At 61.4% G+C, this 21,758-nt stretch carries 18 protein-coding genes and 1 tRNA gene; 8 read left to right on the top strand and 11 right to left on the bottom strand.

Annotated elements, in window-relative coordinates; all coding sequences use genetic code 11:
• Positions 1–78 precede the first annotated feature (78 nt).
• From P792_RS26190 to P792_RS26170, 6 genes are all read left to right on the top strand, one after another.
• Positions 79–154 (top strand) — tRNA-Ala (locus P792_RS26190).
• Between the two features lie 171 nt (positions 155–325).
• Positions 326–619: a YtcA family lipoprotein gene (locus tag P792_RS0118520; protein WP_023978287.1), complete on the top strand. Its 294-nt coding sequence runs from the start codon at positions 326–328 to the stop codon at positions 617–619.
• Between the two features lie 9 nt (positions 620–628).
• Complete coding sequence (locus P792_RS26185; RefSeq protein ID WP_035439556.1) at positions 629–1,651, top strand: biotin/lipoyl-binding protein; 1,023 nt, start codon at positions 629–631, stop codon at positions 1,649–1,651.
• 23 nt (positions 1,652–1,674) lie between these two features.
• Positions 1,675–3,852 (top strand): FUSC family protein, encoded by a 2,178-nt coding sequence (locus P792_RS35950; protein WP_161630829.1) that lies wholly within the window; start codon positions 1,675–1,677, stop codon positions 3,850–3,852.
• A gap of 28 nt (positions 3,853–3,880) precedes the next feature.
• Positions 3,881–5,458 (top strand): TolC family protein, encoded by a 1,578-nt coding sequence (locus P792_RS26175; RefSeq protein WP_023978284.1) that lies wholly within the window; start codon positions 3,881–3,883, stop codon positions 5,456–5,458.
• Positions 5,455–5,901, top strand: a complete 447-nt coding sequence (locus P792_RS26170; protein WP_031240455.1) for a MarR family winged helix-turn-helix transcriptional regulator — start codon at positions 5,455–5,457, stop codon at positions 5,899–5,901. The genes P792_RS26175 and P792_RS26170 overlap by 4 nt, the downstream gene beginning before the upstream one ends.
• A 77-nt stretch (positions 5,902–5,978) precedes the next feature.
• Here P792_RS26170 and P792_RS26165 read toward each other — a convergent pair whose 3' ends face one another.
• The 11 genes from P792_RS26165 to P792_RS26110 all read right to left on the bottom strand — a co-directional run bounded on the left by P792_RS26165 (position 5,979) and on the right by P792_RS26110 (position 19,002).
• Positions 5,979–7,106, bottom strand: coding sequence for an alanine--glyoxylate aminotransferase family protein (locus P792_RS26165; protein WP_051395839.1), 1,128 nt, complete (start codon positions 7,104–7,106; stop codon positions 5,979–5,981).
• A gap of 41 nt (positions 7,107–7,147) precedes the next feature.
• A complete protein-coding gene (locus P792_RS26160) occupies positions 7,148–8,398 on the bottom strand; it encodes an allantoate amidohydrolase (protein WP_235075429.1) in 1,251 nt (416 codons plus the stop codon).
• Positions 8,399–8,855: 457 nt separating this feature from the next.
• Positions 8,856–9,770, bottom strand: a complete 915-nt coding sequence (locus P792_RS26150) for an FAD-binding protein (protein WP_023978279.1) — start codon at positions 9,768–9,770, stop codon at positions 8,856–8,858.
• A 2-nt stretch (positions 9,771–9,772) separates the two neighbouring features.
• Entirely contained in the window at positions 9,773–10,522 is a 750-nt protein-coding gene (locus tag P792_RS26145; protein ID WP_023978278.1) for an electron transfer flavoprotein subunit beta/FixA family protein, read from the bottom strand.
• A 59-nt stretch (positions 10,523–10,581) separates the two neighbouring features.
• Positions 10,582–12,225: an electron transfer flavoprotein-ubiquinone oxidoreductase gene (locus P792_RS26140; protein ID WP_023978277.1), complete on the bottom strand. Its 1,644-nt coding sequence runs from the start codon at positions 12,223–12,225 to the stop codon at positions 10,582–10,584.
• A 24-nt stretch (positions 12,226–12,249) separates the two neighbouring features.
• A complete protein-coding gene (locus tag P792_RS26135) occupies positions 12,250–12,858 on the bottom strand; it encodes a tRNA (guanosine(46)-N(7))-methyltransferase TrmB (RefSeq protein ID WP_235075428.1) in 609 nt (202 codons plus the stop codon).
• A gap of 114 nt (positions 12,859–12,972) precedes the next feature.
• On the bottom strand, positions 12,973–14,160 hold the full coding sequence (metK, locus tag P792_RS26130; protein ID WP_023978275.1) for a methionine adenosyltransferase: 1,188 nt from the start codon (positions 14,158–14,160) through the stop codon (positions 12,973–12,975).
• A 146-nt stretch (positions 14,161–14,306) separates the two neighbouring features.
• Positions 14,307–15,050 (bottom strand): 4-hydroxy-tetrahydrodipicolinate reductase, encoded by a 744-nt coding sequence (dapB, locus tag P792_RS26125; RefSeq protein WP_023978274.1) that lies wholly within the window; start codon positions 15,048–15,050, stop codon positions 14,307–14,309.
• Positions 15,051–15,055: 5 nt separating this feature from the next.
• Positions 15,056–16,198 (bottom strand): molecular chaperone DnaJ, encoded by a 1,143-nt coding sequence (dnaJ, locus tag P792_RS26120; protein ID WP_023978273.1) that lies wholly within the window; start codon positions 16,196–16,198, stop codon positions 15,056–15,058.
• A 182-nt stretch (positions 16,199–16,380) separates the two neighbouring features.
• Positions 16,381–18,285 carry a molecular chaperone DnaK gene (gene dnaK, locus P792_RS26115; protein WP_023978272.1) on the bottom strand — a complete coding sequence of 635 codons (1,905 nt, stop codon included), beginning with the start codon at positions 18,283–18,285 and terminating at the stop codon, positions 16,381–16,383.
• Positions 18,286–18,414: 129 nt separating this feature from the next.
• Positions 18,415–19,002 carry a nucleotide exchange factor GrpE gene (locus P792_RS26110; RefSeq protein WP_023978271.1) on the bottom strand — a complete coding sequence of 196 codons (588 nt, stop codon included), beginning with the start codon at positions 19,000–19,002 and terminating at the stop codon, positions 18,415–18,417.
• A 261-nt stretch (positions 19,003–19,263) separates the two neighbouring features.
• Between P792_RS26110 and P792_RS26105 the strand changes: the two genes are divergently transcribed.
• Positions 19,264–19,977 (top strand): response regulator transcription factor, encoded by a 714-nt coding sequence (locus P792_RS26105; RefSeq protein WP_023978270.1) that lies wholly within the window; start codon positions 19,264–19,266, stop codon positions 19,975–19,977.
• A 189-nt stretch (positions 19,978–20,166) separates the two neighbouring features.
• On the top strand, positions 20,167–21,758 hold a 1,592-nt coding region (locus P792_RS26100), incomplete at its 3' end, for a stimulus-sensing domain-containing protein (RefSeq protein WP_051395837.1).

Here is a 21,758-nt window from a genome sequence, read left to right as displayed (position 1 = left end):
GGGGGGGGTTGCCAGAGGCAGAGCCCCCCGCTATACCCGCGCCACTGGCCTGACCCAAGGGGCCGGTTCTGATACGGCGGGGCCATAGCTCAGTTGGGAGAGCGCCTGAATGGCATTCAGGAGGTCGTCGGTTCGATTCCGATTGGCTCCACCATCATCTTTCCTCAAAATTCGACTTACGATGTTGCGCTAGGCAAGAATGTAGACGCGCGTGCTTTCTCATGCGAACCAATGGTATGAGATTATCGTATTATCAATATGGTTGATATGTAAACCATATCTGTGCCATGGTTCATGTCTTATCAACAGGATTGACGAGCCAACCATGCGCCTCACCCCATATCCCAGCCGACCAGGTTCGGCCCTGTGGCGGTCACTCCCGTTTTTCATGGCGCTTGGCCTTGGGGGCTGTACACGGGCGCCGTTGCAGGATGTGCTGGGATCGTTTTTCCCGTCATGGATGCTGTGTGCCACGATCGGTGCCGTAGCAGCTGCCCTCCTGCGCGCTGTCATCGGGGTTGTCGGTCTGCAGCAGGCTGTGCCTGCCCCGATGCTGACCTATCTCGCTTTCATGGTCGCCATCACCTTCATGGTCTGGCTTGTGTTTTTCGGTCACTAGGTGGTGTCCATGCGCTCTCTTCCCTCCCGCATCGGCGGTATCTCGCTCCTTATCCTGTCGCTGGCGGCCTGTGTGATTCTGGGATTTCTGGTGCTGGATCGCCTGCACAGCCGGCCCCGAACCGAAGACGCCTATATCGCGGCCAATATCGTCCACCTCGCACCTGAAGTGAGTGGACGCATTGTTTCCCTGCCCGTTCATGACAACCAGAAGGTCAGGCGTGGCGACATCCTGTATGTGATTGATCCTGAGCCATATACCTACCGGGTGCAGCAGGCGCAGGCGCAGGTCGATGGTCTGCAGGCCCAGATTGACGTGCAGACCAGCCAGGTCAGTTCCCAGATATCCCATGCCGGTGCCGAGGCCAGCTCGGTAACCAGTGCGCGGGCGCGGCTGACCCTTGCCCAGGCCACACAGGCCCGCCTGTCCCCTCTGGAGAAGCAGGGTTTTGTGACCCGCGAGGCGCTGGATCAGGCACGGGCTGAAACACGCAGTGCCGAGGCAAGCCTGCAATCTGCCCTGCAATCCGCCCTGGCCGCCCGCCAGGCCGTGCGCAGCGTGGCACCCCTGCGGGCCGATCTGGCAGCAGCCCAGGCGGCCCTGCGTGAGGCAGAGCGTGACCTGCGTCTGACCACGGTCAGGGCACCCTGCGATGGCATCGTGACAGACCTGAATGTGGCCGCGGGTGAATACGCCACGACAGGCAAGCCAGTCTTTACACTGGTCGATGACGAGAAATGGTGGGCCATCGCGAATTTCCGCGAGACGCAGCTCGCCGGGCTGGCGCCGGGCCAGAAGGTGACGGTGTATGCCATGGCGCAGCCTGGCACACCCATCAGTGGCACACTCGAGAGTCTCAATGCCGGTGTGGTGCCTGATGAGGGGATGAGCGCCAATGGTCTGCCCAAGGTGCCGCGTACCCTGAACTGGGTGCGCATCGCACAGCGTTTTCCGGTTCGTATCCGGCTTGATAATCCGCCGACTGACCTGATGCGCATCGGAGGCACTCTGGTTGTGGTCGTGATGCGATGAACACCGCCGGGCAGGAGGTGGTGTTGCTAAGGCGAAGGATCTGGCGCGAGGAAACGCCATCGACCTTCGCCTTCCTCAGAAAGGAAATGGCGCCAACTCCCGGTCGGGCACGCAATACGGCCCTGCTCGTGTTTCAGGTGATTGTCACGATCCTGATTGGCGAGACATTCCGCATCCCCGATCTGCCGGTGCTGGTCTTCATCTGCTTCTTCCTGTCCGGCAATGATGCAGCCTCCAATACCAGCACGGCGCTGATGGGTGGGGCGGTGATTGTGGCGGGCACGGGGCTGACAATCCTTTTCCTGATGCTCAGCCTGTCCGAGCCCGGACTACGCCTGCCCCTGATGCTTCTGCTGACTCTTGCGGCAGGGTTTCTGTCACAGGCCATGACCATGGGGTCTTTGGCCAATATCCTGCTCTTCTGGATCGTCTACATGACCATGAGCGCGGATATGCTGCAGAATGTCGGCTATTCGCTGGACGGGTTCATCGGTAACACGACCGATAGTGCCGTGCCCGATGCGGCCTTCATGCCGCCCGAAGAGGCTATGCTGCACACCCTGCTCTGGGTGGGTGCGGTCTTCGTCATCGCGCTGTCGATCATTGCGGTGGTCAATCGTCTCGCCGGGTATGATCCGCTGACCATGCTGCGGGCCGGGCTCGAACAGCGCTTTCGAGCTGTGGCTGAGGGGTGCGAAACCGGGGCAAGACCTGACACCGCCCAGATGAGGCAGATTGCCTCACTGGCCGATCAGGGCGTGGCCTCGCTGCGCCAGTTTCATGACCTGAGCATCAAGCTTCATCCTGAAATCACAAGCCGTCATGTCGGGATTGCGATGATCCGCAATACGGCCCGTCTTGTCATGATCCTGCTGGCCTGGAGTCGGCTCGATACAACCGGGCGGGGCACGGCCTTCCTGCACCGTATGGGGCTTATCGTGGAGCAGTGCGGTGCTGTCTATCGACAGGGGCGCGACAACGTGGCCGTAATCGATTTTAACGAGGCTGCGCTCCAACGCCTTGCCGATGAATTCAGCGATGATCCGAAGCTCTACCCGCTGGCCAGTGAATTCATTCGTTCAGTCACCATCATTCATGGCCTGCTTGTCCGCCCCGAGACGGTGGCCGCCCAGTTTGCGCCTGAAATCAAGGCGGCGGCCCGCAGTTTCTTCAAGCCGGATGCCTTTACGAACCCGGCCTATCCGCAGGCGGCCATACGGATCGCGCTTTCCGTGGTGATCTGTTACGCCATCACGCGTTTTACCTCCTGGCCGGGTATCCAGACCTGCGTCGTGACGTGCTTTCTTGTGTCGCTCGGCACAGTGGGTGACTCCGTTCACAAGATGCTTCTGCGTGTCACGGGTGCCATGATCGGTGCGGTATGTGGCATTGGCACCATCCTCACCCTCATGCCATCCCTCACCGATGTTCTCGATCTCACTCTGGTGGTGATCCCGGTCGCTGCGTTCGCAGGCTGGATCAAGAGCGGCAGCGAGCGCATCTCCTATGCCGGCGTGCAGATTGCGATGGCCTATTTCATGACCATCCTGCAGGGCTATGGCCCGACGCTGGACATGGAGACGGCGCGCAACCGCGTTGTGGGTATCCTGATCGGTAATGTCGTCGTGTATCTGATGGCCGCGGCGCTATGGCCGGTGAGTGCGACCAATGTGGCGCGTAGCCATCTGGTTGGAGCGGTGCGCCAGCTGGGCGGGCTGATAGCCTTACGGCGCAAGCATCCTGAGCAGGCTGTCGATATCGGGCAGGAAATGGAACGCGAGAAATTCGGTCGCGCCATTGCTGCAACGCGTATGGCCCTGCGCAATGCGCCTTTCGAGGAAGAGCGCCTGAAGGGCAACGCCTTCATTCCTGATATCACCCTGCCCCTTGTGCGTGACATCCAGCTTCTTGCCATTCCCGTGGCCGTCATCTCGGATGTGAGGCGCGAACCTGACGACATGGCACAGGCGCAGGTCGACCAGCTTGCGGGATGGTTCAGCGAACTGGCGCAATGGCTGGAGGACGGCCGCGATGGTCTTGCCCTTCAGATGCGTCTGCCACCCCTGCCCCTGTTGCCTCATGACCCCCAGCGCATGGTGTGGTTCGGCCTGCTCGATGAAGGGCTGAGGCTGATTATCCAGCGCTATGACCCTGACGCTGAAGCACGGCCCGGACAGGGCGCCATGACAGAACAGGCCTGATGCCCGCCATGCAGCACGGATTTTTCCGATGACCCCAAACCTCGTCTTACACCGCACCCTCCTGTTGCGCGGTATCCCTCTTCTGATTCTCGGTGCGATGCTGGCCGGATGCAATGACACGCGCGATCTGGCGCCGCAGAGTGCCGATCACGCGTGGCACCTGCATGGGGCGACGGGTCTCACCCTGCCGCCCGACATACGCAATCCTTCTCCCGACTGGCCAACAGGCAAGGGTGTTGGAGCGGCATCGTCCGGCGCCGGCCATGCGCAGCATGCCTTGCCGGAGGGACAGGATCATGTGTTGTCACTGCCGCAGCTGATCGATCTGGCTGAGCGCAACAACCCGCGCACGCGCATTGCGTGGGAGAGCGCGCGGCAGGCGGCCATCGGTGTCGGTATGTCGCGTGCCGCCATGCTGCCCCAGCTTACTTTCTCGGCCATGGGCGGTTTCCAGCGCATGGCCCTGCCCCTGCCCAATTATCTGTCGAGCCGCGGTTATCTGACATCGAATGGCGCAGCGGCATTTCCCAAGCTTGAGCTCGATTATCTGCTTCTCGATTTTGGCCGCACGCGGGCCAGAATCAATGAAGCGAAATTCCAGACGCTTGCCGCCAATTTCGGGTTTTCGGCGGTTCATCAGCAACTCATTCTGGATGTGATCAGTGCGTATCACAGCCAGCAGGCGGCGCAGGCCATTGTCGCGGCCTCTCATCATGCCGTGGATAATATGGCGCTTTTGCTGCGTGCTGCGCAGTCGCGTCATGAGCATGGCGAAGCAACGATCGTCGATGTGGCTACGGCGCAGCGTAATCTAGCTCAGGCACGTTTCGATCTGGACAAGGCGGTCGATGCCGAGCATGGCGCCCATCATGCCCTGTTGGAGGTGACCGGCCTGCCTGCCACCCTGCCGCTCGAGATAGAACCGATGCCTGTACAGGCCCTGCCCCAGAGTTCTCCGGGTCAGATCAGGCAGCTTGTGGATCAGGCTCTGGCGTCGCGGCCCGATCTTCTGGCCGATATTGCCAGATTGCGCGCGTCCGACGAAGCCATTGCGGAATCCAAGGCTGCGCTTTTGCCGCGTGTTGCCTTTGCCGGAACAATGTCGGGCTATCTGGGGGCGCTCAAGACCTATGGCACGGGTCGTTCGGCGCCGGCCTCGGCCATTGCACAGCCTGAAGCCGGGGCTTTTCTTCAGGTCAGCTGGCCAATCTATCAGGGGGGCTTGCGTGCCAATGCCATCCACATGGCGCAGTCGCAGCATGATGCAGCCGAGGCGACCCTTCTCAAGGATCGTCTGAGCGTCGAGCGGCAGGTGGCCGACAGTCAGGATGCGCTTGAAACGGCACTTGCCCAGGTAAAATCCGCCCGTGTTCTGAACGATGCCGCCCGCACGGCCAATGAAGGCGCCAGTCAGGCCTATGCGCATGGGGTTGGCACCATGACGGATGCGTCTACAGCAGCTGCGGCCCTGTTCGAGGCGCAGGCATCGCTTGCCGTGAGTGTTGCTCAGGCGTTTACCAAGGCGGCAGCGCTGGCCCATGCAACCGGGCAGCTTGATCTGGCAAATAACATGCCCGACGACATGAATACGGCAGCGCCCCGGTGAGCACAGTGGAAGAGAGCCTGACTCTGGGACGCATGATGGGGCTGATTGCCCGGCGCTGGCGGCAGATCCTCGATGTCAGGCTACGCCCTCATGATCTGACCGATGCGACATGGCAGCCCCTGCTGGAATTGCAGCGATATGGTCGGCCCATGCACCCCAAGGAAATTGCCGAAGCCCTTCTGCTCGACAAATCCTCCATGGTGCGCATCCTCCGCACGCTAGAGGAAAAGGGCTTCATAACCCGTGAGCCCGATGAGGCAGACCGACGGGCCTTTTACGTGCGGATCACCCCGGAAGGTGCCAGGCGCCTCGATGAAGTCCTGCGCTTCTCGCGGGCCATCGAGCAGACCGTCACCGAAGGGATCGATGCCGAGGAACTGGCGATTACCCGCAAAGTAATCGCCCGGATTCACAGCCGACTGAATGGCCCCGGTCTGGATTAGTCCGGCCACGATCAACCGGGCCGGGTCGGCCGAGCCCTGATCGAATGGCTCGGGTCTCACTTGGCCTGCTAGAGTGGTCAGGCCTCGCTCTCCAGAACGGCCTTGAGGGCGGTCAGAGTCAGACGCACCTTGTGCTGCTCGGCATTGTAGCCCATCGCGCCCAGACGCCAGATCTTGCCCACCAGCGGACCAAATGCGGTGCCGATCTCGATCTGGTATTCGTCGCGCATACGGGCCCGCACACGCTCACCATCAATGCCTTCAGGGATATAGACCCCGGTGACATTGCTCATGCGATATGCATCCTGACCGTAGAGCGCCAGGCCAAGACCACGCAGTCCTTCAGACATCGCCTTGCCAGCGGCCACATGACGGGCGAAGCGGTTCTCCAGCCCCTCCTCAAGCACCAGACGGGCACATTCGCGTGCGGCGTAAAGCATCGACGTGGCTTCGGTATGGTGGTTCAGGCGCTTTTCGGACCAGTAATCCATGACCATGGCGAGGTCGAAATAGTTCGAACGGATGAACGGTCGTGTGCCATCGCTGATGTCATCACGACGAATACCGCTCTCGACCTTGCGGCGTGAGAAAATGAACTCGGCAGCCCGGTCAGAGATCGTGATGGGCGCGCTCCCCGGCGGCCCGCCCATGCATTTCTGCAGTCCGGCCGAGACCACGTCGATCTGCCATTCATCGGTGCGGACCGGCATACCGCCGAGTGTCGCCGTGGCATCGACATAGGAAAGAGCACCATAGCGGCGGCAGAGTGCACCGACACCTTCAAGCGGCTGCGCCGTGGTGGTGGAGGTGTCGCCATGAATGGCGGCAAACACGGCGGGACGATGCTCGGCCAAAGCGGCCTCGATCTGATCGAGCGTGGCTACCTGACCCCATTCCAGATCGATCGTGGCAATCTCGGCACCAAGGCGCTCGGCAATCTCGCCCAGCAACATGCCAAAACGCCCGGAGCGGATGAGCAGAACCTTGGCGCCCGGCTCGATCAATGAGGTCAGGGCGGCCTCGATACCGGCGCGAGCTGAGCCATCGATCAGGAACGTCCAGCGGTTTTCGGTCATGAATACCTGACGATAAAGCGCCATCGTCTGGTTCATGTAATCGGTCATCTCGGGATCGAACTGCCCGAGCATGTCCGCCCCCATGGCCCGCAGCACGCGCGGATGCACATTGATGGGGCCCGGCCCCATCAGAAGGCGCTGCGGCGGGTTGATCTCACCGAAAAAACTGCTCACATCGTTTCTCCAAGTCGCGTGACGAAGGTCACCAGGGCCTGATGCGCCGCCTCGACATCGGCGTCATCGACAGATTCTGCGGGGTTGTGGCTGATTCCGCCCTTGCAGCGGATGAACAGCATGGTCATGGGGGCGAGATTGGCCATGATCATGGCATCATGCCCGGCCTGGCTGAGCAGCATGGGGGGCGTGGTGCCCTGCCGTTCTTCCACGGCGCGGCCAAGCAGGGATGTCAGGCGTTCATCACAAAGCGCGCCAGCCAGATCCTGTATGCGCTCGATATCGAGACGGATGCGCCTGCGTGTGCAGATGGCCTGCAGCGTGTCACTGACTTCCTGGGCAGCGCTTTCACGCACACCGGGTGTCACCGCCCGGATGTCGATGGTCAAAGCGACCTTGCCCGGCACGATATTGGGGGCGCCGTTCTCGACAGTCAGCCAGCCCACTGTCGTCACGAGATCGACCGGGTCCTGTGCGCCGATGCGCTCGATGGCCGAAATTGCCTCGGCGGCGGCGGCCAGGGCATCGCGACGTTCGTGCATGGCCGTTCCGGCGTGATCGGCCTCGCCTGTCAGCGTGACGCGGAAGCGATATTGAGAGGCGATGCCTCGTACCAGACCGAGCGGCAGATTGGCGCGCTCCAGATGGGGGGCCTGCTCGATATGCGCTTCGATATAGGCGAACACGTTCTGTCGTCTGGCGGTATGGAAGCGCGAGACATCCAGCCCCCAATCCGAAAGGACCTGACGCAGTGACATGCCATCGCGATCGGTGATGCTGTCATCGATCTGTTGCTTCATGCCGGCAGCAGAGCGCGAGCCCATCATATAGGTGGGAAAACGGGAGCCTTCCTCATCTCCAAAACCGATGACCTCAAGCGCAAAAGGCAGTCTGAGGCCGCGCTCGTTGAAATAGGCCACGGTCTCGATGCCGAGCAACACACCCAGCATGCCGTCATAGCGCCCACCATCACGCACGCTGTCCACATGCGAGCCGATCAGCAGAACGGGTGCGTCGGGTGTCACACCCGCATAATGCCCGACGAGGTTTCCCACGGCATCGGTTTCAACACTCATGCCCGCCTGGTCCATCCACTGGGCCAGTCTGCCAATCGTGGCCCTGTGCGCCGGGCCGAGATAGGGGCGAAAGAGTCCGTCACTCTGGTCGCTATAGGGAGCGATACCGAGTTCGTCGCAACGCGCCCGGGCACGGGTGCCGCCTGCCTGAATGTCCATGATCTGGGTCATGTATACAAGAATGTCCCATGCGAAGCCGAAAAACAATGGAAAGCTGTCCCACAGGAAAGATTCCGTTTCGTCGCGGCCCCATCGGCGTTGCGAGGCGCTTGAATATGGAGGCAATCATGGTGGGGTTATGAGCGCGCGCGACCTTGATGCGGTTTGCGGCCGCCTAAAATCAGATCGGTTTGATACCGTCTTGCGGAAGAGCGATGGCAAGCTGCGTATCGTCGGTATAACCGGTCAATTCCCCGGACTATATTGGCGCGAGCAGGTCGCGCCGTTGCCGCGTATCGCGATGGCTGGAACGGGTAGTTGCGAGACTGGGGGAAAAGCCTTCCCCTGCGTAGTGCATCCCACCGGAGAGGGGTAATGCGGCGCTCTGGCGCCAGACTACGAGCCAGAATGATCTGGCCGTAGGAAACCGAACCTGCCTTGCTGAACAAGAGGCAGGTTCGGGAAGTATTCAGGCGCCCAGTTCGGCCTTGAGCTGGGGCAGGATCTCGAACAGATCGCCCACGAGGCCGTAATCGGCCACGTTGAAGATCGGGGCTTCGGGGTCCATGTTGATCGCCACGATTACCCGGCTGTCCTTCATGCCTGCCAGATGCTGGATGGCGCCTGAAAGACCGACAGCGATATAGAGATCAGGGGCCACGATCTTGCCGGTCTGACCGACCTGCATCTCGTTCGGGGCAAACCCGGCATCCACCGCCGCGCGCGACGCACCAATGGCAGCGCCCAGCTTGTCGGCCACAGGCTCGAGCAGCTTGAAATTGGCTGCATCCTTCAGGCCGCGCCCACCCGAGATCACCACACGAGCCGATTCCAGCTCGGGGCGGTCGGAATGAGTCAGCTCGATGCCAACATATTCGGCGTCTGGCACCTCGACCGCAGCAGAGACGGCTTCGATCGGCGCCGAGGCGTCGCCCAGCTTGGCGGCTTCGAAATTGGCGTTACGCACGGTCAGCACCTTAATCGCATCGCGCGACCGCACGGTGGAGAGTGCGCTACCGGCATAGATCGGACGCACGAAGGTATCGGCGTCGATGATCTCGACCACTTCAGTGATCGGCTGCACATCCAGCAGACCAGCCACGCGGGGCAGGGTGTTCTTGCCATAAGCCGTCGCGGCGGAAACGATATGATCGTAATCCTTGGCGCGATCGGCAATCAGGGCGGCAATGCACTCGGCCAGATGCGGTGTGGAGTCCGCATGAAGAACGCGGGTGATCCCCTCGATCTTCGCGGCTTCCTGTGCGCCTTCTGCGCCGATCAGCAGCACATCGACAGCGCCGAAATGGCGGGCTGCGGCAACGGCAGAAAGGCTTGCCTTCTTGATGGCGTTGCCTTCGGCTTCGATCAGAACCAGAGTTGTCATGATCAGATCACCTTCGCTTCGTCACGCAGCTTGCCAACCAGCTCGGCAACGCTCGATACCTTGATACCGGCCTGACGCACGGGCGGCTCGACCACCTTCACTGTTTCCAGACGCGGCGTGATGTCCACGCCCAGCGTATCGGCAGCGATGGTCTCGAGCGGCTTTTTCTTGGCCTTCATGATGTTGGGCATGGTGGCGTAGCGCGGCTCGTTGAGGCGCAGATCGGTGGTGACCACGGCCGGGAGTGCCAGACGCACTGTTTCGAGCCCGCCATCGGCTTCACGCACCACAGTGATGCGCCCGTCCTCGACGGCAACCGAGCTGGCAAACGTGCCCTGCGGCCAGTTGAGGCGTGCTGCCAGGATCTGGCCGGTCGCATTCATGTCGTCATCAATGGCCTGCTTGCCCATGATGACCAGACCGGGATTTTCGCGATCCACAATGGTCTTGAGCAGCTTGGCGACAGCCAGCGGCTCCAGTTCGGCATCGGTCTGCACCAGAATGGCACGATCGGCACCCATGGCCATGGCCGTACGCAGAACGGGCTGGGCCTCGGCCACGCCGATGGTCACCACCACGATTTCGGAGGCAGCGCCTTTTTCGCGAAGCCTGACGGCTTCTTCGACAGCAATTTCATCGAAGGGATTCATCGACATCTTCACGCCTTGCGTGTCGACGCCGCTGTTATCGGCCTTGACGCGGGGCTTGATGTTGTAATCCACCACCCGCTTGACCGGGACCACTATCTTCATCTGTTTCTCGCCGATCCTGGAATTTGTCGTCAGGGTTCATACCTTATTGCGACTCAAAATCACATACCGACAGGATAATTCGGTCCACCGGCCCCTTCGGGCACACACCAGTCGATATTCTGCGTCGGATCCTTGATGTCGCATGTTTTGCAGTGCACGCAGTTCTGCGCGTTGATCTGCAGGTGCATGGTGCTGTTTTCCTCCAGCGCCTCATACACACCGGCCGGGCAGTAGCGGCTTTCAGGTGAGCGGAAAATGCCCCAGTTGACCGGCAGCCATTTCGACGGGTCACGCAGCTTCAGATGGACCGGCTGGTCTTCCTCATGATTGGTGCCCGACAGGAACACCGATGAGGTGAGGTCGAAGGTCAGCGTGCCATCCGGCTTCGGATAGGCAATGGGCTTGCGCTGCTCGGCAGGCTTGAGCGCTTCATGATCCGTATGACGGAAATGCAGCGTCCAGGGCGCGCGGCCACGGAAAATCAGGCTGTCGATCCCGGCATAGAGCGCGCCAAGGCGATTGCCCCAACGGGCAAAGGCGGGGCGCACATTGCGGGCTTCGAACAATTCCTTGAACAGCCATGAACTCTTGAAACGGCGTGTATAGCTTGTGGCCTCGCAGGGGCCTTCGCCCCCCAGCGCCTCGGCCACGGCCTCGGCGGCCAACATGCCGGATTTCATGGCGGTATGCGTGCCCTTGATCTTGGGCATGTTCAGGAAGCCTGCGGAATCACCCGCCAGAACGCCACCCGGAAAGGACAGACGCGGCAGGGACTGGAAGCCACCCTCTGACAGGGCGCGCGCGCCATAGATCAGACGGCGACCGCCTTCGAGATGCTTCGCAAATTCAGGATGGGTCTTGAGGCGCTGCATCTCCTGAAAGGGAGAGAGCCAGGTATTGCTGTAATCCAGCCCGGTGACAAAACCGTAGGAGACGAGGTTTTCGCCAAAATGATAGAGCCAGGCGCCGCCATAGGTGCCGTCATCCATCGGCCAGCCAAAGCTGTGCTGCACGAAGCCGGGCTTGTGCTTCTCGGCGGGAATTTCCCAAACTTCCTTGATGCCCAGCCCATAGGTCTGCGGGTCCACACCCTGACGCAGATTGAACTGCTTCATCACGCGCTGGCTGATCGAGCCGCGCACGCCCTCGGTCAGGATGGTCTGTTTTGCCCGCAGGATCATGCCGGGTGCGAAGTTCGGCCCCTGCTTGCCCTCACGCGTGACGCCCATATCGCCGGTGATGACACCGCACAGGCGGCCATCCTCGATATAGGGTTCGGCGGCGGCAAATCCGGGGTAGATCTCGACGCCCATTTCCTCGGCCTGGGCACCGAGCCAGCGGCAGACCTCGCCCAGCGACACGACATAATTGCCGTGATTGGCCATGGCAGGCATGAGCTTGTCGATGAAGGGAATGGCGAAGCCGCGCTTTTCGGTGAGGAAAAGCACTTTTTCTTCCGTCACCGGGGTTTTCAGCGGAGCGCCGCGTTCCTGCCAGTCGGGGAAGAGTTCGGCCAGGGCGCGGGGTTCGATCACCGCACCCGAGACGATATGCGCCCCGATTTCGCTGCCTTTTTCAACAAGGCAGATCGTGGCTTCCGGCATGAGTTGACGCAGTCGGATGGCGGCGGAAAGACCGGCGGGCCCTCCGCCGACGATCACCACGTCGAATTCCATTTCCTCGCGTTCGATTTGCGTGCTCATGCGGTGTTCCGATCCAACTCGGTATCAGGCACCGCGGCGCGTGAACGTCCAGTAGAACGGCACGCGGCCTTCGCGGTAGGCCTTGGCTTCATAGCGTGTGGGTGACCAGCCTTCGGGGCGCTCGCCTTTGGCAGGTGGGGGCGCATCGAACAGATCCTGCGCGCCCATGATCTCGAACACCCAGTCCTGATAGACGGGATGATCGCTCGCAACGCGCCAGACGGCGCCGGGCTTCAGCAGGCGGGCCAGTTCGCGAATATTCTCCGGGTGGATGAAGCGACGCTTGGCATGGCGTGCCTTGGGCCACGGATCGGGGAACATCAGATAGGCGCGGTCGAGGCAGCTATCGGGCAGGGATTTCAGCAGCTGACGCGCATCATCGGGCCAGATACGGAAATGATCCGGCGGGGTGATCGTGTCCTCTTCGCCTTCCGGCACGATGCGGGACATGAGCGAGCACAGCCCGTTCTCGAAAACCTCAGCGGCAATATAGCCGACATCCGGATTTCGCTGTGACTGATCGAGCGCATGTTCGCCGCCGCCGAACCCGATTTCAAGCCAGACGCCCTGAACAGGAGCGCCAGTGAAGGCGGCCTGCGGAGCGGCGGCCTGATCGGGGTTCAGACGGAGCATGGGCAGAGCCTCGTCGAGGAGGCGCTGCTGGCGGGCGCGGAGCGGGTGCCCGCGCTGGCGGCCATAAAGCCGCTCAGGCTGGGACTTGAGAGAGGTGTCAGACAGTTGGGGACCTCAGCGATTGAGGGCACCGCGCAGCGAGCTGACCAGATCGGCCTGCTCCCACGTGAAGTTGTCCAGCACCGGATCGGGCACGCGGCCGAAATGGCCATAGGCCGAGGTCGGCACATAGATCGGACGGTTCAGGCGCAGATGCTTGCGGATGCCGCGCGGCGAGAGATCGACCATTTCGTTCAGCAGCTTGCCGAGACGGGCTTCGTCGATATCCTTGCCCGTGCCATCGAGATCGACATAGACCGAGAGCGGCTTGGACACGCCAATGGCGTAGCTGAGCTGGATGGTGCAGCGATCGGAAAGACCGGCAGCAACCACGTTCTTGGCCAGGTAGCGCGCGGCATAGGCAGCCGAACGGTCAACCTTGGTGGGGTCCTTGCCCGAGAAAGCGCCGCCGCCATGGGGGGCTGCACCGCCATAGGTGTCGACGATGATCTTGCGACCCGTCAGCCCAGCATCGCCATCGGGACCACCGATCACGAAGTTGCCCGTCGGATTGACGTAGAATTCCTCTTCCGGGCACATCCAGCCTTCCGGCAGGACTTCACGGACCACTTCGCGCAGCATTTCGCGAATGGTGTTCTGGCGCATGCCTTCGATATGCTGCGTCGAGATCACGACCGAGGTCGCGCCGACGGGCTTGCCATCGACATAGCGTAGCGTGACCTGGCTCTTGGCATCCGGCAGCAGGCCGACGCCCAGAGCATGGCCGCTCTTGCGGTAGTCACGAACCTTCTCGAGGATCGACTGCGCGTAATAGAGCGGGGCCGGCATCAGGTGCTCGGTCTCGCGGGTGGCGAAGCCGAACATGATGCCCTGGTCGCCTGCGCCTTCATCCTTCTCGCCAGCGCTATCGACGCCAACAGCGATGTCGGCGGACTGCGCGTGCAGCAGGGAGGTGATTTCGGCGTTCTTCCAAGAGAAACCTTCCTGGTCGTAACCGATATCCTTGATGGCGTGACGGGCGCGCTCGATCAGCAATTCACTGGTGATCGAAGCCGGGCCACGAACTTCACCGGCCAGAACGACACGGTTGGTGGTGCAGAGGGTTTCGCACGCAACGCGGGCTTCCGGGTCTGCTTCCAGATAAGCGTCCAGAACGGTATCGCTGATACGGTCAGAGACCTTGTCCGGATGACCTTCAGAAACGGATTCCGATGTGAAGAGAAATTCGCCGTAGTTACGCACTCAGGGACCTCGCAGGGAATGAGTGAAAGAAAGGAGTACGGACGTGCGACAACCTGCGCCCGACCCGCAAGAGAGGGCTGTCCTTAGAGGCATACAGCCGCAGGGGTCAAGCGTTTGTTATGTTTCAGACGCAAGGCACGCCCGTTTCAGCCGCCGAATATTTCCGTCATCTCATATAACCCGGCAGGTTTACCTGCCACAAAGCGGGCAGCCTTTACAGCACCCTGGGCAAAGACCCGTCGGTCGAAGGCACGATGCGACAGGGTGATCTGTTCCGTACCCGAAGTCAGGATCAGGCTGTGCTCGCCCACAATCTGGCCGGCCCGCAGTGAGGCAAAACCGATAGCCTCCTCACCCCGTACGCCTGAGCGATTGACTTCCATGACGTCGTTCAGCGCGACACCACGGCCCTCGGCAAGGCGCTCACCAATGGCGAGGGCCGTGCCGGAAGGGGCATCGCGCTTCTGACGGTGATGCGTTTCCAGAATCTCAGCATCATATTCATGGGCCGGCAGTCTGGCGCCGAGCTGACGGGCCAGATCGAGCAACATGGTCAGGCCGGGTGCGAAATTGGCAGCCCGCAGTACCGGGATCCGCGTTGCTGCAGTGCGAATGGCCAGTTCTTCCGCAGCGCCGAACCCTGTGGTCCCGATCACCCAGCCGCAGCCGGCCTGTGCGAAGGCTTCGGCATTGGCCAGTATCGCAGTTGGGCTGCTGACATCGATCACAACATCGCTACACGCCGCCAGCTGAGCCGGATCTGTCATGATCCGCTTCTGCGGATCGGCCTTGCGTGCCAGCCCACCGGACAGCTCAAGCCCGGATGCCGCGACTTCCTCGACGCAAAGCGCCCCGAGGCGACCGGTGATACCTGCAATGCCGATACGCATGGCTCTTACTTCCCTTCGAAGAAGTCCTTGACCTTGGCGAAGAACCCCGTGTGCTCGGGATTGGCCTTTTCCTGCTCCTGCGCCTCACCAGCCTCGGCCTCGAAAGCCTCGAGAAGCTCTTTCTGGCGGGCATTGAGGTGATGCGGTGTCTCCACGGCAACCTGGATATACATATCACCCCGTGCGCTGGAGCGCAGCACCGAGAAACCCTTGCCACGCAGGCGGAAATTCTCGCCCGATTGCGTGCCGGCGGGAATCTTCACCTTGGCGCGGCTGCCATCGATAACAGGGACCTCGATTTCCGTACCGAGCGCCGCCTGCGTCATGCGAAGCGGCACGCGGCAATAGATGTTGGCTCCATCGCGCTGGAAGATATCGCTGCCACCCACTGCGACATGCACATAGAGATCGCCCGGCTGGATACCGCTGCCACCGGCTTCGCCCTCGCCCGTCAGGCGGATGCGTGTACCATCTTCCACGCCGGCGGGAATGGGAACCTCGATCGAACGCGTCTGCTCGGTTGTGCCGCTTCCCTTGCAGCTCTTGCAGGGATTGCGCACGACCTTGCCCGAGCCCTTGCAGGTGGGGCAGGGACGCTCGACCAGAAAAAAGCCCTGCTGTGCACGGACGGCACCAGCGCCATGACAGGTCGGGCAGGTAACATCGCCGGGGTTGCTGTCAGCCGACCCCGTACCATGGCAGCTTTCGCAGGCGACACGGGTACGGATTTCGACCGGTTTCTTGACGCCTTCATAGGCTTCGGAAAGCGAGATTTCGACCTGAACCTGAATGTCGTTGCCGGTGCGACGACGGCCGCCACCACGACGCCCCCCCATCATGTCGCCAAACATCTCGAAGATGTCATCGAGGCCACCGCCGCCGAATCCGCCCCCGAAACCACCGCCGCCCATACCGCCATTTTCAAAGGCAGCATGACCGAAGCGGTCATAGGCAGCACGCTTCTGTTCGTCTTTCAGAACATCATAGGCTTCGTTGATTTCCTTGAACTTGTGCTCGGCCGTTTCATCGCCCGGATTACGGTCGGGATGAAAGCGCATGGCCTGCTTGCGATAGGCCTTTTTGAGCTCATCGGCAGAGGCTGTGCGGGAGACTTCAAGAACAGCGTAGAAATCGATCTTGGTGGCCATGGGAGTCCTCGTCAGGAGATCCAGGGATCAGAATATGCGGCCTGTAATGACCAGCGGGGGCAATCAAAGCAGCGCGGATAAAACCGCGCCAGGCTGAACGGCGAAACGCCCGCCCTTCCCTCAGGAAGGACGGGCGTCAAAAGCATCGAGCCTCTGGAGGGGCGAACCCCTCCTCGGGGAGATCAGTGCTTCTTGCTGTCGTCCACGTCCTCGAAATCGGCATCGACGACGTTTTCGTCCTTGGCAGCATGGGCTTCGCCACCGGCGGCACCCTCTTCAGCCTGAGACTGGGCATACACAGCTTGACCGATCTTCATGGCAGCCTGGGTCAGACGCTCGGTCGCCGATTTCAGGGCCTCAAGATCCGTGCCGTTCATGGCTTCACGGGTCGCAGCCACTGCCGATTCCGCCTCAGCCTTGTCAGCTGCCGGAACCTTGTCGCCAGCTTCGGTCAGCGACTTTTCAGTCTGATGGATCAGGGCCTCGGCGCTGTTGCGCTGCTCGACCATCTCGCGCTTGGCCTTGTCTGCCGTGGCATTGGCCTCGGCTTCCTTCACCATACGGTCGATATCGGCATCGTTCAGACCACCAGAAGCCTGGATCTTGATCTGCTGTTCCTTGTTGGTCGCCTTGTCCTTGGCCGACACGTTGACGATACCATTGGCATCGATGTCGAACGTGACTTCGATCTGCGGCACGCCACGCGGAGCCGGAGCAATTCCGGTGAGGTCGAAATTACCGAGCAGCTTGTTGTCTGCCGCCATTTCGCGCTCGCCCTGATAGACCTTGATGGTCACGGCGTTCTGGTTGTCATCAGCCGTCGAGAAGGTCTGGCTCTTCTTGGTCGGGATCGTCGTGTTGCGATCGATCAGACGGGTGAAGACACCGCCCAGAGTCTCGATGCCCAGCGAAAGCGGGGTCACGTCGAGAAGCAGAACATCCTTCACGTCGCCCTTGAGCACGGCGCCTTGAACTGCGGCACCGATCGCCACCACTTCGTCAGGGTTCACGTTGCGGGCGGGTTCCTTGCCGAAGAACTGCTTCACGGTCTCGATGACCTTCGGCATACGCGTCATGCCACCAACGAGAATGACTTCGTCGATTTCAGCCGGGGTAACCGAGGCATCCTTGAGCGCTGCACGGCACGGGCCGAGCGTACGCTGCACCAGATCTTCAACCAGGCTTTCCAGCTTGGCGCGGCTCAGCTTGACCACGAGATGCTTCGGACCCGAGGCATCCGCCGTGATGAAGGGCAGGTTGATCTCGGTTTCCTTGGAGGAGGAAAGCTCGATCTTGGCCTTCTCGGCGGCTTCTTTCAGACGCTGCAGAGCCAGCTTGTCGCCGCGCAGGTCGATGCCCTGGTCGCGCTTAAACTCGTCTGCGAGGTAGCCAATGATGCGGTTATCGAAGTCTTCGCCACCAAGGAACGTGTCACCGTTGGTGGACTTCACTTCGATCACGCCATCGGAGATCTCGAGGATCGACACGTCGAACGTGCCACCACCAAGGTCATACACGGCCACCGTGCCGGAATCGCGCTTGCCAAGGCCATAGGCCAGAGCGGCAGCGGTCGGCTCGTTGATGATACGCAGCACTTCAAGACCGGCGATACGACCGGCATCGCGCGTTGCCTGACGCTGGGCGTCATTGAAGTAGGCGGGAACCGTGATGACGGCCTGGGAAACGGTCTCACCGAGATAAGCCTCAGCGGTTTCCTTCATCTTGCCCAGCACGAAGGCGGAGATCTGCGACGGGGCGTAGTTCTCGCCACGGGCGCGGACCCATGCATCGCCGTTATCGCCACGTACGATCTCGTACGGGACCATTTCCTTGTCCTTGGCGACGGTCGGGTCGTCATAGCGACGGCCGATCAGACGCTTGACGGCATACAGCGTATCGGAAGGGTTGGTGACAGCCTGGCGCTTGGCGGCCTGTCCGACGAGACGCTCACCGTTGGCGGTGAAAGCAACCATGGACGGCGTGGTGCGTGCGCCTTCGCTGTTCTCGATGACCTTGGTCTCATCGCCTTCGCGGATCGCGACGCAAGAGTTCGTGGTGCCAAGGTCAATACCAATGACTTTGCTCATATTTCAGTCCTTTCAGCGGCGTCATCCGGCCCATTCAGGCACCGGGCAACGCCCTTGTTTTCGTCTCCCTACCTCGGCAGGGGCGGGTTACAGATAAAATCTAGGAGCGCATGACGAGGGTTTCAAGCCTCATTCTGCGGCTTTGTTGCCGCCCTTCGCCACAACGACCATGGCGGGCTTGAGCAGACGGCCATGAAGCGTCCAGGTGGGGGTCCAGGCCTGCATTACCGTACCTTCTGCGTGTTCGTCGCTCGGTTGCTCGGCCATCGCCTGATGCAGATTGGCGTCGAACACCTCGCCCACCGGATGCTGGCAGGTGATGCCATTGCGCTCCAGAATACCCAGGAAAGAGCGTTCCGTGCTCTCGAAGCCCTCGCGCAGCTTGGCGACGAGCCCTTCTTCACCCTCGGCCTTGGGCGGCAGGGAGGCAAGGCCACGCTGCAGGTTTTCAGCCGCTTCGACCACGTCCTTGGCGAATTTCTGCACCGCATACTGGCGGGCATCTTCCACTTCGCGCTTGGCGCGGGTGCGGTAATTCTGCATTTCGGCTTCGGAGCGCATCCACTTGTCGCGGAATTCCTCAACCTGGGCTTCCAGCGCGGCAATACGGGATTCAGGTGTCTGACCTGCCGTATCGGTGGTGGCCTCTGCCGCTTCGGCGGTCTCGGGTGCCGGGGCGTCGTTCTGCGCGTCGTGCAGCGTGTTCTCAGTCGTCATCGTGGTCGCAACCTCGAAAAATCGGGCCCGGTCAGGCCGGGCAGCAAAAGGTCGGCTTCAGCGTACTCCCCCGCAACGGGGCGAGCATGACCGCCAGAAGCCACGGAAACACTCGGGTCGACCATCCAGCGATGTCCGACCGTTTTCGGCAGCCCCGTCTTGGGCGCAGCCGCGTGGTAAGATATAGGTGGCTGTGACAAGCCATATGCCAACCCCCCTTGGATTGGCAACAGGCAGAAATTGAAGGCGGATACATCGCGCATGGAGACGACAAAGCACACCATCGCCCTGGTGGATGATGACCGTAACATCCTCACTTCGGTCCAGATGACGCTGGAGGCCGAAGGGTTTGTTGTGCACGCCTATACCGATGGCGAAGCCGCCCTGCAGGGCATATTGGCGCGCCCTGTCAGTCTGGCGGTGCTGGACATCAAGATGCCACGCATGGATGGTATGGAGCTGCTGCAGCGCCTGAGGGCGCGCTCATCCCTGCCGGTCATCTTCCTCTCCTCCAAGGATGAGGAACTGGACCAGCTCATGGGCCTGCGCCTTGGGGCGGATGACTACATCACCAAGCCTTTCTCGCAGCGCCTGCTGCTGGAGCGCATCCGCGCCCTGCTACGCCGGCAGGATGCCAGCCGCGCCGAGGGCAGCGGTACGTCAGGTGCGGGCGCCGCTATTGTGCGTGGCAGCCTCACCCTTGATGAGACGCGCCATCAGTGCCTCTGGGCGGGGCAGGATATCATGCTGACCGTCACAGAATTCCTGCTGGTCAAGGCGCTGGCTCTTCGTCCGGGTATGGTGAAATCACGCGACCAGCTGATCGATGCGGCTTACGGTGAAAACATCTATGTGGATGACCGCACCATCGACAGCCACATCAAGCGTGTCCGCAAGAAGTTCAGGCAGATCGATGACAACTTCAACCAGATCGAGACCCTGTACGGCATAGGATATCGCTACAAGGAAGACTGAGCCAGAATGCCGCAGCGTGAATCATTCGGCAGGCGATCGCGGCGCGGTGCGCCGGGCGGCATGTCACAGGCCTTCAAGCGCTTGCGTCGGCGCTCATTTCGCCATGGTGACACGCTGGCGCTGGAGGCGGGACGCGAGAGCCGCCGGGCGACACGTCGCTTCCGTCTGCCGCGTTTCGCCTCGCCACTCATGCGGCGCATCTTCCTGCTCAATACGCTGCCTCTGGCCATTCTGGCCGTCACGCTGCTTTTCCTGAACGACTTCCAGAACAGCCTGCTTGAAACCGATGTGAATGCCCTGCGCGAGCAGGCCCATATCTACGCGGCGGCTATGGGGCAGATTGCCGTGGTGCGTGACCCGGCCCGTCATCCCTTTCCCGGTGCCGAATTCATGCTCGACGGGGCGCAGGCGCGGCCCTTGTTGCTCCGGTTGACCGAACCCAGCCCCAATGTACGCGCGCGCCTTGTCGGGCCGGATGGCACGCTGGTGGCCGACAGCCTGAACGAAGCCGCCCTTGTGCGCCGCGACCGCAAGGGGCAGTCGGGGGCGGGCGAGCCTGCGCCGCCGCCACGCTGGCAGCCGCCACGCAATAACGGCATCGAAATTGCCTATGAATGGCTGCTTTCCCTGCTGCCGCTCTCCTCCCGCGAGGGGATTGTCATGCTGGAAACGCAGGATGCGCCGCCGCCTCTGCGCTCGGCAGGCGAATATCGGGGTGCCGAAGCCGCGCCCTACATCCGGCGCACCCCCGAGCATGAGCTGGTGATCACGGTGGCAGAGCCGGTCATCCATGACGGTCAGACCGTGGGGATCATCCAGCTTACGCGCCAGGCCCAGGAGGTCGATCGTTCGCTGTTTGCCGTCCGGTCCTCCATACTCTCGCTGTTTCTGGCGGCAATGGCCGTGACGGTCCTGCTGTCATGGTATCTCTCGATCACCATCGCCCGCCCGCTGCTGCGTCTTGCGGTGGCGTCGCATGACATGCGCGATGTGGCCGGGCGCGCTGACAGCGTGCCGGAAGCCCTGCTGGTACGCCGTGACGAAATTGGCGTGCTTGCGCGGGCACTGCGTGGCAGCGTGCTGGCACTATGGGCCCGCATGGACGCGATAGAGCGCTTTGCGGCCGATGTGAGCCATGAAATCAAGAACCCGCTTTCATCCATCCGCTCGGCCATCGAGACGTTGCCGCGTATCGAGAACCGTGAACGGCAGACGCGCCTGCTGGCGATCATCAACAACGATGTCCGCCGTCTGGACCGGCTGATTACCGACATTGCGGATGCGAGCCGTATCGACGCCGAGCTGTCACGAACACGCTCTGAACCCGTGGCGGTCGGTATGCTGCTCTCCATCCTGACGGAGATGCATCAGACGACGCGCAAGCCTGAAGACGCGATCATCATTCTTGATGACTCTCACGACGATGCCAATCATCCGCTGCGTGTACTGGCTGTCGAGGACCGTCTTGTTCAGGTCCTGCGCAATCTCATTGGCAATGCCATTTCATTCTCTCCCCCGCGCGGGCACATAACACTCTTCATGCGCCCCGAGGACAGGCAGATCCGTATAACGGTGAGTGATGAGGGGCCGGGTATTCCGCCTCTCAAACTCGAGGATATTTTTGACCGCTTCTATTCGGAGCGACCCCAGACCGAGAATTTCGGCCAGCATTCAGGCCTGGGGCTGGCGATCAGCCGCCAGATTATCGAGGCCCTTCACGGGACGCTCCATGCCGAGAACCGTTATGACGAAACGGGTCGGATTATAGGCGCTCGTTTCGT

Origin of the sequence: Asaia sp. SF2.1, assembly GCF_000505765.1 — a bacterium.
In the GTDB taxonomy this organism is placed as follows: domain Bacteria; phylum Pseudomonadota; class Alphaproteobacteria; order Acetobacterales; family Acetobacteraceae; genus Asaia; species Asaia bogorensis.
Note: the sequence above shows the minus strand (reverse complement) of the source record. Positions and strands in the feature narration are given on the sequence as shown.

Excerpts from the sequence above, each read along its gene's own strand:
- P792_RS26150 (WP_023978279.1), bottom strand. The coding sequence starts at position 9,770 with ATGACAACTCTGGTTCTGATCGAAGCCGAAGGCAACGCCATCAAGAAG.
- dnaJ (WP_023978273.1), bottom strand. The coding sequence starts at position 16,198 with ATGGCCACCAAGATCGATTTCTACGCTGTTCTTGAAGTCTCCCGCACA.
- dnaK (WP_023978272.1), bottom strand. The coding sequence starts at position 18,285 with ATGAGCAAAGTCATTGGTATTGACCTTGGCACCACGAACTCTTGCGTC.
- P792_RS26105 (WP_023978270.1), top strand. The coding sequence starts at position 19,264 with ATGGAGACGACAAAGCACACCATCGCCCTGGTGGATGATGACCGTAAC.
- P792_RS26185 (WP_035439556.1), top strand. The coding sequence starts at position 629 with ATGCGCTCTCTTCCCTCCCGCATCGGCGGTATCTCGCTCCTTATCCTG.
- dapB (WP_023978274.1), bottom strand. The coding sequence starts at position 15,050 with ATGCGTATCGGCATTGCAGGTATCACCGGTCGCCTCGGGGCGCTTTGC.
- P792_RS26135 (WP_235075428.1), bottom strand. The coding sequence starts at position 12,858 with ATGCTCCGTCTGAACCCCGATCAGGCCGCCGCTCCGCAGGCCGCCTTC.
- P792_RS26110 (WP_023978271.1), bottom strand. The coding sequence starts at position 19,002 with ATGACGACTGAGAACACGCTGCACGACGCGCAGAACGACGCCCCGGCA.
- P792_RS26175 (WP_023978284.1), top strand. The coding sequence starts at position 3,881 with ATGACCCCAAACCTCGTCTTACACCGCACCCTCCTGTTGCGCGGTATC.
- P792_RS26140 (WP_023978277.1), bottom strand. The coding sequence starts at position 12,225 with ATGAGCACGCAAATCGAACGCGAGGAAATGGAATTCGACGTGGTGATC.
- P792_RS0118520 (WP_023978287.1), top strand. The coding sequence starts at position 326 with ATGCGCCTCACCCCATATCCCAGCCGACCAGGTTCGGCCCTGTGGCGG.
- P792_RS26145 (WP_023978278.1), bottom strand. The coding sequence starts at position 10,522 with ATGAAGATAGTGGTCCCGGTCAAGCGGGTGGTGGATTACAACATCAAG.
- P792_RS26160 (WP_235075429.1), bottom strand. The coding sequence starts at position 8,398 with ATGACCCAGATCATGGACATTCAGGCAGGCGGCACCCGTGCCCGGGCG.
- P792_RS26165 (WP_051395839.1), bottom strand. The coding sequence starts at position 7,106 with ATGGGGCCGGGCCCCATCAATGTGCATCCGCGCGTGCTGCGGGCCATG.